9 protein-coding genes are annotated in these 12997 nt (G+C 46.7%); 5 read left to right on the forward strand and 4 right to left on the reverse strand.

Going from position 1 to position 12997, the window contains the following annotated elements; genetic code table 11:
- Positions 1-12: 12 nt before the first annotated feature.
- Positions 13-1101 (reverse strand): sugar ABC transporter substrate-binding protein, encoded by a 1089-nt coding sequence (locus PMG25_RS06210; RefSeq protein ID WP_283766035.1) that lies wholly within the window; start codon positions 1099-1101, stop codon positions 13-15.
- Between the two features lie 188 nt (positions 1102-1289).
- Between PMG25_RS06210 and PMG25_RS06215 the strand changes: the two genes are divergently transcribed.
- Positions 1290-2162, forward strand: a complete 873-nt coding sequence (locus tag PMG25_RS06215) for a hypothetical protein (RefSeq protein ID WP_283766036.1) — start codon at positions 1290-1292, stop codon at positions 2160-2162.
- A gap of 19 nt (positions 2163-2181) precedes the next feature.
- On the opposite strand, the gene PMG25_RS06220 is transcribed toward PMG25_RS06215, so the two are convergent.
- Positions 2182-3555: a dolichyl-phosphate-mannose--protein mannosyltransferase gene (locus tag PMG25_RS06220; protein ID WP_283766037.1), complete on the reverse strand. Its 1374-nt coding sequence runs from the start codon at positions 3553-3555 to the stop codon at positions 2182-2184.
- 276 nt (positions 3556-3831) lie between these two features.
- On the opposite strand from PMG25_RS06220, the gene PMG25_RS06225 reads away from it, so the two are divergent.
- A complete protein-coding gene (locus PMG25_RS06225; protein WP_283766038.1) occupies positions 3832-4365 on the forward strand; it encodes a TRAP transporter small permease subunit in 534 nt (177 codons plus the stop codon).
- Positions 4366-4861: 496 nt separating this feature from the next.
- Here the strand turns inward: PMG25_RS06225 and PMG25_RS06230 are convergent, their stop codons facing one another.
- Entirely contained in the window at positions 4862-6280 is a 1419-nt protein-coding gene (locus tag PMG25_RS06230; protein ID WP_283766039.1) for a GTP-binding protein, read from the reverse strand.
- A gap of 60 nt (positions 6281-6340) precedes the next feature.
- Positions 6341-7624, reverse strand: coding sequence for a hypothetical protein (locus PMG25_RS06235; protein WP_283766040.1), 1284 nt, complete (start codon positions 7622-7624; stop codon positions 6341-6343).
- A 469-nt stretch (positions 7625-8093) separates the two neighbouring features.
- On the opposite strand from PMG25_RS06235, the gene PMG25_RS06240 reads away from it, so the two are divergent.
- The 3 genes from PMG25_RS06240 to PMG25_RS06250 all read left to right on the forward strand — a co-directional run bounded on the left by PMG25_RS06240 (position 8094) and on the right by PMG25_RS06250 (position 12797).
- Entirely contained in the window at positions 8094-9464 is a 1371-nt protein-coding gene (locus PMG25_RS06240) for a UDP-N-acetylmuramoyl-tripeptide--D-alanyl-D-alanine ligase (RefSeq protein ID WP_283766041.1), read from the forward strand.
- Positions 9465-9782: 318 nt separating this feature from the next.
- A complete protein-coding gene (gene glmM / locus PMG25_RS06245) occupies positions 9783-11231 on the forward strand; it encodes a phosphoglucosamine mutase (protein WP_283766042.1) in 1449 nt (482 codons plus the stop codon).
- A 240-nt stretch (positions 11232-11471) separates the two neighbouring features.
- Positions 11472-12797 (forward strand): TRAP transporter large permease, encoded by a 1326-nt coding sequence (locus PMG25_RS06250; protein ID WP_283766043.1) that lies wholly within the window; start codon positions 11472-11474, stop codon positions 12795-12797.
- The last annotated feature ends 200 nt before the right edge of the window (positions 12798-12997 follow it).

Consider the following 12997-nt stretch of genomic DNA (forward strand, 5'->3'; position numbering starts at 1 on the left):
ATCATAATCTGATTACTGAAGAGAGTTTTGTGCATTCTCTTTAGAAACGACTTTAATTTCCGGCATATAGATGATAGAAGGAAGGGTTCCCCCTGTTTCTAAATGACGCACCATCATTTGTAGAGCAATACGAGCTTGAAGATCGGGAGATTGATCGATGGTAGCAGCAATTTCTCCTTTGGCGATCGCCGCGATCGCCTCCTGAATAGCATCATAACCGGTAATTAAAATATCACTGCGTCCCGCTTTTTGAATGGCCCTGAGCGCCCCCAAAGCCATGGTATCATTGGCACACATAATCGCATCAATATCCGAGAAATCATTGAGCCATTGAGTTGTTATTTGTTCTGCCATCTCCCGATCCCAAAGAGCAGATTCCGTCGCGAGAACATTGATATTGCCTTGTTCGAGTCCCGCTAAGAACCCATTGCGGCGATCGATCGCGCTCCTTTGACTCCTCACTCCTTCTAAAATCAAAACATTACTATTATCTTCTAGTCGTTCAACCAACCACTCTCCCATCACTTTTCCCGCTTGAAAATTATTAAAACTGACAAGAGACAATACTTTTTCAGTATTAATTGCACTATCTAGAGCAATTACGGGAATGCCTGTCTCAATTATTTTTTCAGTCACGGGAACCAAACGATTGGCATCCATCGGAGCAATAATCATTCCATCCGTATTTTCACTGCTTAAATACTCAGAAATTAGCCTAATTTGTGCTTCAATACATTCCAATTCATTCTCACAAGGATCGCTAATGTAAGCCAACTCTACATTAACTCCAAAGTCTTTTCCTGCCTGCTCGATACCGCGCCATGTCACTGACCAATAATCATCCTCTGATAATTCTGCGTAATTGGGAGCTTTCGTCACAAATGTAATATTCCAGGGTTGCGTCGCTACCCTTTCAGTCTCTAGATCGATTTCAGACCCATCAACCGTCGCAGAATCGGTTCCTGTTTGAGAAATAGTCTCACTAGAACTAGAGAGATTTTCTTCGGAAGTTAACGAATTGTTGGTAGCCGATTTACAACTGACTAAACTAATGCTAAGATAAAAAAGAATCATCCATGTCGTAAATAGATTTATTTTCATAAAACACCTAAAAAATAAAATTTACACCATTTTTATTATAAGCGAAAACAGTAAGCTTTATAGCTCAATCTATGCAATGTTAATCTTATGTCTACTTCAATGAGTGCTGTATCTTCGTCAACCTCAAACCTATTGTTTAGCTTCACTCCCAATGACACAATAGTTCTATGACTCTCAATGACTAATATATGCGTCTTCTGTTTACCATTGCCCATTTTTATAACCCCCAAGGATCTCAGCGACATGCTTCCCAACGTCCCGATCCTCAACCGCGTATCCAAGCGCTCACCTCAAGTTTGGCTGCTATTCATCAACTCTATAGCCAATTTCAATGCATGATTGACATTGGTAAACGAGAGGTTGTGCCGAGTAACCAACAATACATTAACCATATTGATATTGTTATTTGTACGACCAAGGGACATCACTTACTCAATCAACTCCCCATTTCCCCAGACTCTTACCATCACCATGCAACCCAATGCGAACCTATGTTTCTGGGGTTTGAATGTCAAGCCATCTTGCGAGATAACCTAGGATGTTATGATTATTACTGTTTTCTAGAAGATGACTTGATTTTATCTGACCCTTGGTTTTTTATTAAACTGATGTGGTTTAATCGGATTACTGGCGATCGCAACCTCCTGCAACCCAACCGCTATGAAACCTCCATCGGCGGTACATTTCGTAAAGCTTACATCGACGGAGACCTCAAACCCCACGTCACTCAACCCTTTCAAAACCTGGAAGAGCATCCCCAACTCACCGGAAAAGTGATGGAATGTCCCGTTGTCTTAAAACGTCCTCTTAATCCCCACTCCGGTTGCTACTTTCTCAATGGCGCACAAATGGATTATTGGGTCAATCAACCCCATTTTCTCGACCGAGATACTCGCTTTATTGGCCCCCTAGAAAGTGCGGCGACTCTAGGGATTATGAAAACCTTCCGCATCTACAAACCTGCGCCTCAGAATGCCAATTTTCTAGAAATTCAGCATTTTGGCACGAGCTTTTTAAGTCTGATTGGTAAAGAAGTGAAAATGCCCAATCAAACTCCTTGAGAGTTACAGCGCTTTGAGGCTAGATCCAGGTGTTGAACCACATCCGTAGGCGAAAGGCTTGGGGAGAGAGGGGAAGACCTAGGTAGATGGGGAGCCAAAAGAGGAAGCCGATCGCCATTATCCCTAAAGCGATTAGGGCTAACTTCTGAAATTTTCGCCTAGAATGATACAGCCAGCCATCCAGAATAACACTGAGGGCTAGAATAGAGAAGAGGAGAGCGCCCATGTAATGATAGAGAAAGACACAGCGACTGACGATGCTCCAGGGGAGCCAGTTGGCGAGATAGTTGAAGCCTAAATAGAGGGAGAGATTAAAGAGAGTCGGGGATTGATGACGTTCTAAAAGACACAGGGAGAGGGCGGCGATCACCAAGGTTGCCCCCCACCATAACAGGGGATTTCCGAAGGCATGAACATCAAAAATCACTTGTCCATCATTAACCGTTTGATAATAATAGGCAACGGGACGGATTAAAAATGGCCAACTGAACCAAGAAGAGCAATAAGGATGAACCTCTTCACCGCCACCAATGCGGTTATGATAGCCGATAATTTCCCCTTGCATCTGCCAGAAGCTATAGTCAGGATTGAGATTAAGATGGGGAATCCAAACTAGAGCATAGGTGAGATAGGGTACAATGAAGCCATAAATGGGAAGAGTCCACAGCTTTAACTCGGCGGCGCGATCGTACCATAATAAATTAGGAAATTGGCGATCGCGCTTACCCCAACCTTCCCACACCTTAATCGCCAGGATCGCCCCCCAAAATCCGAGCCAAAACCCCAACCCATTCCACTTCACCGCAGCCGATAATCCAAAACATATAGCAGATAAAATAAGCCCTAGAGTTCGCCATTGATGTCTAGTTTGCAAGGCCCATAATCCGAACACCTGGCCGAGCAATCCAAAGAACACTAAATAAATATTGATCAACCCATAGCGAGACTCGACTAAAAACAAGCCTTCTATGGTCATTAATCCCGCCGATAACAAAGCATAACTTTTGCGCTGGGTTAACTGATAACTCAGAGCTGCAACCAGCAAAGGAATCAACGATCCAGTAAAGGCATTAAACCAGCGATAACTCCAGGGAGAGCGTAGGGAACCAGTTAAATCATTGGTCACCGATGAATCGCCCCAAGAAAAGTAATCCGCCAGCGCCATTCCCACAGCAATCAAGTATTTTCCGAGGGGAGGATGGGCATCAAACAATGAAGTTTTGTCTAAATAATTTTGGGCAAATTTAGCAAAATAGACTTCATCAAAAACCAAGGTATTAAACCGATTTAATCCCCAAAACCGTAATCCTAAAGCCACGATCCAGAGCAGCAAAAGACCGAAGATAAACCAGGGAAAATTTGACCCAACGGTACTAGGATTAGATTTGGACATGGGTAGAGGTTTATTGAAGATGAGGATCGCGATCGCATCTTAAATTTTAACAAATCCTGATTTATAAGGCCTGTTCTATCGGTAATATAGACAGGTAGCGTCCCTCATATAGCGCTTTCCGCTTCGCGGACATGAACGCGCTAGGGAATAGGGAATAGGGTTGTAGTACATGGCTTTGAGCCTTTAAGACTGTACACCATAACAGCGCGAAGCGCTGTTATGCAAGCAAGGCGCTATAACTCATTAAAATGCTTAAATAACCTAGGGTAAGAGCGCGTGGAATTCTTATTACGTCTATCTCGGACAATCGATCGCCTGAATGAGGGCATTGGCAGAGCAGCCTATTGGCTGACATTGGTGATGGTAGCAGTGGGATCTTGGAATGTGTTTGGGCGCTATGTAGGACGGGCGATCGGTCACAATCTTAGCTCGAATGCCCTTTTAGAAATTCAATGGTATCTATTCGATCTCGTGTTTCTCTTAGGTGCAGCTTATACCCTGAAGCACAATAACCATGTGCGAGTAGATGTGCTGCAAAGTCGCTTAAATCCCAAACAAAAAGCCTGGATTGATTTAGTGGGTTCGCTAATCTTTTTAATTCCCTTTTGTACCATGATTATCTTTTATTCTACAGGGGCAGTCGTTAACTCCTGGAAACTATTAGAAAATTCTCCCGATCCTGGTGGCTTGGTACGCTACCCCATTAAAACGATGATTTTAGTGAGTTTCGGTTTACTGATATTACAAGGGATTTCTCAAGCAATTAAAAACTTGAATTTTATCCTCAATCATTCAGATCCAACTGACTAATATTACGCCAACCTGAAAACGATACTGATTCATTCGCCTCAAAACATTTTGATTGGGATTGGGGCGGCTGGGTTCAGAGAGAATATTTGTATCTAGTAAAAATCTAACCATAACAGCAGTTTTCGCTGTTATGTGGGACATCTTGATCCCCCTTTCATGTCCGCTTGCGGAAAATCCCCCTGCTTTTTAAGCAGGGCAAGGGGGGATCTTTTCCTACTGTCCACCGATACAGCGCAAAGCGCTGTATGTCATTGCGAGTGGAGCGAAGCGGAACGAAGCAATCTCGACCATCTCGGTAATCTTGGCGTTTCCGCTTTCCGAAGTGGGTTCGTGCGGGTTTCCGCAAGCGGACATGAATACAAAAATAGTTGTCAGTCTACAAGATTTGGGTATAACCCGCCCCTACAGAGATCTTTAGCGTAAATAAATAGATTTGATATAAAACCCTATTTTTTAGAATCACAACATTAGCTTTAAAAATAGAAAATCGAAACGTTTAAGCCCGATCGCCTTGTAGTTTTGTCCACAATTCATCCTTAATCCGATTTAAGATCGAAGTCTCATCTAGCCCCGATAAAATCCGGGTAACGACGGCTTTTGGCCCATCAGGGCCCCAGGATGCGCCATTGGCTAAATACTCTTTAGTCACTTGGCCAATGCCATAGGAGGATAGGGCAGAAATAGCCGCTTGACTAATCGCCACGGAGAGATAAGGCCCGATCGCCGCTCCTCCGGTCACAGGAGTGGCTAAACCCAACAAACCCTTCAGGCTACTGAGTCCCAAATTAGCGAACAATTCCCCAGCGCTAATTCCTCCCATGGCGATCGCAATTTTTTGCAGTAAATTCAGCGCCCCCTGTTGAGTCATCGGGATACCATAGAGCTGGGAGAGCTTGAGAATCATCACCACATCAATGATGGCCGCACTCAATAAATCGATCGCCGTCACCGGATTGAGAGCGATCGCCAAACCCTTAACCCTGACAAAATTCCAGATAATCTGATTCCCCTTCCCCTCCCGAATCTCCATCTTGCGCTTAACCAACCGCTCATTCACCGTATCCGCATAGAGCATCGTATTTAACGCCACTAAAGACTTGCCCTCGCGATCGAGCAGCTCCAAAATCTTCAGCTTCAAATCCTCCACCTGCGGTTCTCCCCGCACCAACTTCACCCCCAAACTGCCATCCGGTCGCCGTACCCCTTCCGGAACCAACGGACAAGCAGCCGCCATCACAATTTCCTCCGGGGACAGCAACTCCTTCACCCGTTCATCGCGAATTTTTTCATAAATCATCATCCGATCCGTATCCGGATATTGATCGATCTTATTAAACACCAACAAAATCGGCTTACTCTCCCCTCGCAACAGCGACAAAGCCTCATATTCCACCTGGGTCATATCCCCAGCAATCACAAATAAAATCAGATCCGACTGTTTCGCCACCTGATGAGCCAGAACCGCTCGCTGCTGGCCATTCACCTCATCAATGCCTGGCGTATCCATTAACTGAATTTGGGCTTGGCCTTGCCGGCCAATGGTCACCCGTACTAAGTCCGATTCCCGTTGAGTCGAAATTTCCCAGGAGGCTCCATGAATGGCGCGAGTGACTCCATGGGTAGGGCCGGTTTCAAACACGCGATCGCCCAACAGAGCATTCAAAACCGAAGATTTTCCCCGTCCCACTAACCCAAAGACGGAAATTTGGACTCGACTGTGTTCTAACTTGTCGAGCAGGGTTTGTAAATTCTCAATTTCTGCTTCCAGCCCTGACCGTTCTGAGGCGCTCAAATCCAAATTTTTGACCAAGGACTGTAAGGATTCCGTGGCCTGTTTATAGTTTAATTCGGCTTGTATATCGGCAAAGCTGAGGACGGTTTGTTCCAGTTCTCGCTCAAAATCGGCTGCACTCATGGATTATATCGGTATCCTACCGAAACGCTGACAAAGGAGAATCAGGCTCCTTTCCTGAGTTTAGCGAATGATCGAGAGATCGACTTTGCCGAAGTTGGTACTCAGAGCGACATTCATATGTTCAAGGGCATGAACCAACCAGGAAACTGCCGACTTGGTAGAGCCTTCATAGTGGTTATAGAGGATGGCTAACCGTTTTTCTAAGTAGGGTCTGACCTTACGGCAAATCAGGACAATTTTCAGCAATAAGCCAATGGTAGCAGTGGGGCCATTGTTAGAGAGCAGGTCAATAAAGGTATAGTGTTGGGGATTTTTCTGCCCTTGAACGACCATAAAGTTGAGCAGTTGGCTACAAGTGCGGATCACCAGGAAATCACTGGGTTTTTGGTCGTCACTGTCGGAGAGGGTGTTACTGAGTTGATTGTAGAGTTGGTTGTTGAATTTCCGTTGACCATAGCTGGAGTCAACGGAAGTGGAGAGATATTCATAAAGAGTGTCTTTGTACTCTTTGAAGGTTCTCACCTGATCGGTGTGGGTGATGAAGGATTGGGCTAAGTCTTGATGGGTATACGATCCTTCGACTTTACCCACATAGTGTTTGAGGGCCCCAACTAATTCGCGATCGCTCAATAGGGTCGGATTTTCTTGCGGTTTGACCAGTCGTTTGGCTTTTTCTGGAGAAGCTACGCGCAGAATCTGGCTTTGCCGCACTCGATAGGTCACATACTGGGACAGGTTTTGCTCAAACTTCTGCTGCATTTGAGTTTGTACCTGTCTCACCGTATCCTGTTGCTCTAAACTGCTTTGGTCGCTTAACATGCAGTGGGAATAGAGGTAGGGATAGCGGTGGATAAGCTGTTTAAGAGGAACCTGATCTCCGGCTTGATTGGAAGTGCTACTAAAGACTTCTGCTAACCGAGAAAGGGTTACATATTGCTCAGTTTCGGTAAAGTCTTGAACCAGAGACCGCAGACGACGAAGAGAGCGCATGTGAGTGAAGCCACCACCGGAACCATTCCGGGCCCGATCGAAGAGGGCAACTAAATCAGGAATGCTGCTCTGATGTTGGGGATGGGTTCGCCACTGGTTGATGAGGATATGACAACAGCGATTAATCACGAACTTGAAGTCGTCTTCTGCTCCTTTGGCGGCTGTGAGCTGGTTTAAGGCCGCTACCACGTCTTGATTCTCGTATCCGAGTCCCTGGATAAATAGTTTCTGAAAGCGATCGACGAGTTGATCGGGGGTTTCCGCTTGGACACAAGCGAGTAGATGGTCATAGATGACCTGTTCTTGTGCAATTCGATTGGATGGGTTACCGGCAGTTATCATGACCTTATTCATTGTACGTCCCCCTAGTTTTGAGTGATTTGGGGGTTATCCCCTTCGTCTGTTACTCAACCAATATGTTGACCCTAGTTCGTGATTCCTTTGTCGGCGGCTGGGTTTCCGCCTAGAAATTACAATAAATTATTTTTGAGTAAATTATATGACTCTCTATATCCCCTATTTTCCCCCTGAATGGGGTCACCCTGCATCCGTTAAATTTGGGATTTTTGCATCAAAGCCTGTCAACACCCGATCGGGATAAACCATGATAAACGGGTTGAATTGATGGATCAAAATGACCAGTGCTTCTAAGACCTTTATATAATTTACCTGTAATTGACGGCATTTTTTTTAAATTTTTGGTAAAGTTCCTCCTGTCGATCCGGGTTTTCTGTAAAGATTGCGTGAATTTATGAGGTATCCTGGAAATTAAGACTTCAGGAATGAAGGCCAGCCTGTTGGTTAAAGCAATAGTTAAGTCGTTATGACATTTCAGGTAACCCTTGCCCAGTTAATTGATGTTTTAGGGGCTACGGTCATCCATGATCCGCAATTAGACCCTAGTCTAGAGGTGACGGGAATCTCGACGGATACTCGTTCTCTGACTTCTGGATCGGCTTTTGTTGCCTTGCGAGGGGAAAGCTTCGATGGCCATGAGTTTGTTGACCAGGCGATCGCCAAAGGCGCGATCGCTTCAATTGTTGATACTCCCGTTCCCCATCCGGGTCTTCAACTGCAAGTTCAAGATACATTAGCTGCCTATCAAACTCTAGGCAGTTGGTGGAGAGGGCAGTTTCAGATTCCTGTAATTGCGGTTACTGGATCTTGTGGCAAAACCACCACAAAAGAACTAATTGCCACTGTTCTAGCTTATCTCCAGGGTAGCAATTTTACAGCAAATATTCTGAAAACGCAACAAAATTTTAATAACGAAATTGGAGTTCCGAAAACCTTATTGGAGTTATCAGACACTCATAACTATGGGGTGCTGGAAATGGCCATGCGCGGCCGGGGACAAATTGCCTTGCTTTCGGAGTTAGCTCGGCCGACAATTGGGGTAATTGTGAATGTGGGAACCGCTCATATTGGGTTGTTGGGATCGGAGCAGGCGATCGCCGAAGCGAAATGTGAGTTACTCGAAAAAATGCCCAAAGACTCAGTAGCTATCTTAAATGCAGATAATGAGAGATTACTGAAAACGGCGGCTACTGTCTGGTCGGGTGAAACGGTGACCTATGGCTTCACGGGAGGAGACTGTCATGGGACGCTGATCGATCCAGAAACCATGGAATTAGACGGAGTGCGCTTACCCTTACCCCTTCCCGGTCGTCATAATGCGTCCAACTATCTAGCGGCGATCGCCGTGGCCAAGGTCTTAGGGTTAGACTGGAAGCGGCTAGAAGGGGGATTATCCGTAACTTTACCGACGGGACGAGCCGGACGCTATGTTTTACCCAACGATATTATCCTGCTTGATGAAACCTATAATGCCGGTCTAGAATCCATGAAAGCGGCCCTAGAGTTATTATCCCAAACTCCAGGCGATCGCCATATAGCCGTCTTAGGAACCATGAAAGAATTAGGCGAGCAGTCCTTTGAATATCATCGTCAAGTGGGAGAATGGGCGGAAAAACTCAATCTCGATCGGGTGATGGTTTTAGAAGATGACCCAGACTCAGAAGGCATTGCCCACGGTATCCAAGAAATCCCCTGTGAACAATATCGCACCCAAGAAGCCTTAATTGAACGGCTCAAAGCATTCATGCAACCCGGCGATCGCATTTTATTGAAAGCCTCCCATTCCGTGGGTTTGGAGCGGGTAGTGAAGGCGATCGGCAACCCATTAAGGAGCTAGGGAGCGAGACGCTCCCACGCCTTAATATTAAAGGTTTTAGGAGTGCGGGCATCTTGCCCGCTAGTTATATCAAGTCCGTTGGAGAACCTAAGAGAAATCGCGTTTGTGGACTCCCTGCATCCGGATTGTGCCAGCTCGTCAGTGAAGAATAAAACTAAGTATGTAGCCACGGGTTAACGAGCGTGGGAAAATAGGGCAAACCTCAACCGGGCAAAAAAAGCATTTTTGAAATGACTGGTTATCCGTGACTCATAAGCAGGGCAAAAGCGCCTATGATATTCTCCAATGATAGTGTGTTGTGTGTGGAGTGTTCTGAAAATGGTTCAATCTTTATCCAAACCTCAAACTCCGGTAGCCAGTCGTCCAGAAATTGCGCCCCTCGATCCGCTCTGGAATCCCCTGAACTTACCGCCTTCTCGCCTATTTGGTACGGATGGTATTCGGGGAAAGGCGGGGGACTTGCTCAATGCTCCCTTTGCGCTTCAATTGGGATTTTGGGCTGGACAAGTGTTACGCCCTGCGGGGATGAGTTCGGGCATCGTCATTTTAGGGCAAGATTCCCGCAATTCTAGCGATATGTTGGCCATGTCCCTGTCCGCCGGTTTGACAGCAGCCGGCTTAGAGGTGTGGAACATTGGATTGTGCCCGACTCCTTGTGTTTCTTATCTGACGGGAGTGACAGAGGCGATCGCCGGTATCATGATCTCAGCCAGCCATAATCCTCCCGAAGACAACGGCATTAAGTTTTTTGGTTCCGATGGTACAAAATTGTCTCAAACCGTTCAGGGGCAAATTGAGGCAGCGCTCAGAGGACAAATGCACCTCCATACCAGTCTTCCTCACTGGGGACAACATTATCATCGCCCAGAGCTGCTCAAACAGTACGCAACGGCTTTGCATCAACCCTTGGTCAACACCCTGGATTTACGGGGAATGCGGGTTGTTTTAGATTTAGCGTGGGGAGCTGCGGTTCCGGTTGCCCCTGGGGTATTTGCAGATCTGGGCGCAGAGGTCATCAGTTTACACAACCGAGCTGACGGCGATCGCATTAATGTTCACTGTGGTTCCACCCATCTGGCTTCCCTGCAAGCCGCCGTGCAAGAACACAACGCCGATCTCGGATTTGCCTTTGATGGGGATGCTGACCGGGTAATCGCCGTAGATTCCCAGGGAAGACCCGTAGATGGAGATTATATTCTCTACCTCTGGGGCTGTACTCTGCATCATGCCCAAAAACTCCCCAATCAAACCATTATCTCCACGGTGATGGCTAATCTCGGATTTGAACATGCCTGGGCAAAACTGGGAGGTCAACTGGTGCGGACTCCCGTGGGCGATCAGCATGTTCATGCAGAAATGATTAAAAGCGGGGCTATGCTTGGGGGCGAACAGTCGGGTCACATTCTCTGCCACCATTACAGTTTAACCGGAGATGGGCTGCAAACGGCTCTGCACCTATCTGCCATTGTTCGTCAGTCGGGAATGAGCCTGGCTGAGTTGGTAAACCAAAGCTTCCAACCCTATCCCCAATTGCTGAAAAATGTGCGCGTTGAAGACCGCCATACTCGTTTAAATTGGCACAGTTGCCAACCCCTGCAAGAGGCGATCGCCCATGCCACCGAAGCCCTGGGAAACCAAGGCCGAATCCTGGTTAGAGCGTCCGGGACTGAACCCGTTGTTCGGGTAATGGTGGAAGCCATTCAGGATAATCTGGCTCTCCATTGGACAGAACACCTTGTCCAAGCGGTACAGCGCCATTTAGCCTAGAAATGCGGTGTCATTCTTAATTGGCTATCAATGGCCATGACCTAATGACTAGCACATTTTGATGATAGGGTAGTCATATCAAGTCCGATTAAACAGCTATAATTACCAATCCTTGTAGGTGGGCAGGGTATGCGGGTAGAATTTGAATCATTTTGCCTAGGCTCCTGCCCACCCTACGGCTATATTTTGATTGATTACCCGGACTTGATATCACATTCCGTTTCCCTTATCTTCCTGCCCATGGATTTGGATTGGCTTGGCCCCCTCATGTTTGTCGGAGCGCTGTTTTTGCTGGCGATCGGTTATCCGGTGGCTTTTTCCCTCGGTGCTACTGCTCTTCTGTTTACCCTCATTGGTATGGCAGTGGGGACATTTGATCCGATCTTGTGGTCAGCAATGCCAGCACAGATTTTTGGCATCATGAATAATTTTACTCTGCTGGCAATTCCCTATTTTATTTTTATCGGCTCGATGCTGGAAAAGTCCGGGATTGCCGAGAATCTTCTGGAAACCATGGGTATTTTATTTGGCCGAGTGCGGGGAGGGTTGGCGATCGCCGTTATCCTGGTCGGAGCGCTCCTGGCAGCTACCACTGGAGTCGTAGCCGCCACCGTCGTTGCCATGGGGTTGATTTCTTTACCGACCATGCTCCGTTATGGGTATAATCATGCCCTCGCTGCCGGGGTGATTACCGCATCAGGAACCCTGGGACAGATTATCCCCCCTAGCGTTGTATTGGTGGTACTTGGAGACCAGTTAGGGGTATCGGTTGGCGATTTGTTTTTGGGGTCTTTAATTCCCGGTTTAATGATGACCTCCGCCTTCCTGATTCATGTCCTTATTTTTGCCTCAATTCGTCCTGATTTGGCTCCTCCCCTACCCGCTAAAGTCCGCAAAGCCCCAGGGTTAGCCATGCGCGTCTTCAAAGTCATGATCCCCCCCATTCTACTGATTTTCATGATTTTGGGCAGTATTTTCTTTGGCATCGCCACCCCCACAGAAGCGGGTGCAGTGGGGTGTTTAGGGGCGATCGCCTTAGCCTCCGCCAATCACCAATTAACTTGGAAAAATTTGCGAGAAGTCTGCGATGTCACCTTACGCACCACCTCCATGGTGGTGTTTATCTTAATCGGCTCCAAAGCCTTTAGTCTCGTCTTTCGCGGTTTAGGGGGAGAGCGCCTAGTCCGGGAATGGTTCACCAATCTACCGGGAGGAGCAATGGGATTTCTCGTTATCAGTATGGCGATCGTCTTTATCCTGGGCTTCTTTATCGACTTCTTTGAAATCGTCTTTATCGTCGTGCCCATGTTTGTGCCCATCGCCCAAGCCTTTAACCTAGATTTAGTCTGGTTTGGCGTAATTTTAGGCGCAAATATGCAAACTTCCTTTCTTACTCCCCCCTTTGGCTTTGCCCTCTTCTATCTGCGCGGTGTTGCCCCCCCAGAAGTGCGAACCGAAGAGATTTATCAAGGGGCAATTCCCTTTATCATTCTGCAATTAATTGTGATGGTTTTATTGATTATATTCCCTGGGATTGTCAGCTTTTTACCCTCGTTGAAATTGTAAGCCTCATAGTAAAGCAAGGAGTGCGTAGCGTAGGGTGTCCGCAGGACAAACATCTTGCTCTCTGTGGTCTGCCACCCACTGAAGGATCTCATATCAAGTTCGCTTATTCATGTCCGCGAAGCGGAAATACCATGATTAAAAATTTAGGGAGCGAGACGCTCCCACTCCAGTCATATCAAAGAATTCGAGGAGTGCGGGCA

It is taken from the genome of Roseofilum capinflatum BLCC-M114 (assembly GCF_030068505.1).
Classification (GTDB): Bacteria; Cyanobacteriota; Cyanobacteriia; order Cyanobacteriales; family Desertifilaceae; genus Roseofilum; species Roseofilum capinflatum.

Coding starts and splice junctions, on each gene's coding strand:
- PMG25_RS06210 (WP_283766035.1), bottom strand. CDS start 1,101: ATGAAAATAAATCTATTTACGACATGGATGATTCTTTTTTATCTTAGC.
- PMG25_RS06215 (WP_283766036.1), top strand. CDS start 1,290: ATGCGTCTTCTGTTTACCATTGCCCATTTTTATAACCCCCAAGGATCT.
- PMG25_RS06220 (WP_283766037.1), bottom strand. CDS start 3,555: ATGTCCAAATCTAATCCTAGTACCGTTGGGTCAAATTTTCCCTGGTTT.
- PMG25_RS06230 (WP_283766039.1), bottom strand. CDS start 6,280: ATGAGTGCAGCCGATTTTGAGCGAGAACTGGAACAAACCGTCCTCAGC.
- PMG25_RS06235 (WP_283766040.1), bottom strand. CDS start 7,624: ATGAATAAGGTCATGATAACTGCCGGTAACCCATCCAATCGAATTGCA.
- PMG25_RS06240 (WP_283766041.1), top strand. CDS start 8,094: ATGACATTTCAGGTAACCCTTGCCCAGTTAATTGATGTTTTAGGGGCT.
- glmM (WP_283766042.1), top strand. CDS start 9,783: ATGGTTCAATCTTTATCCAAACCTCAAACTCCGGTAGCCAGTCGTCCA.
- PMG25_RS06250 (WP_283766043.1), top strand. CDS start 11,472: ATGGATTTGGATTGGCTTGGCCCCCTCATGTTTGTCGGAGCGCTGTTT.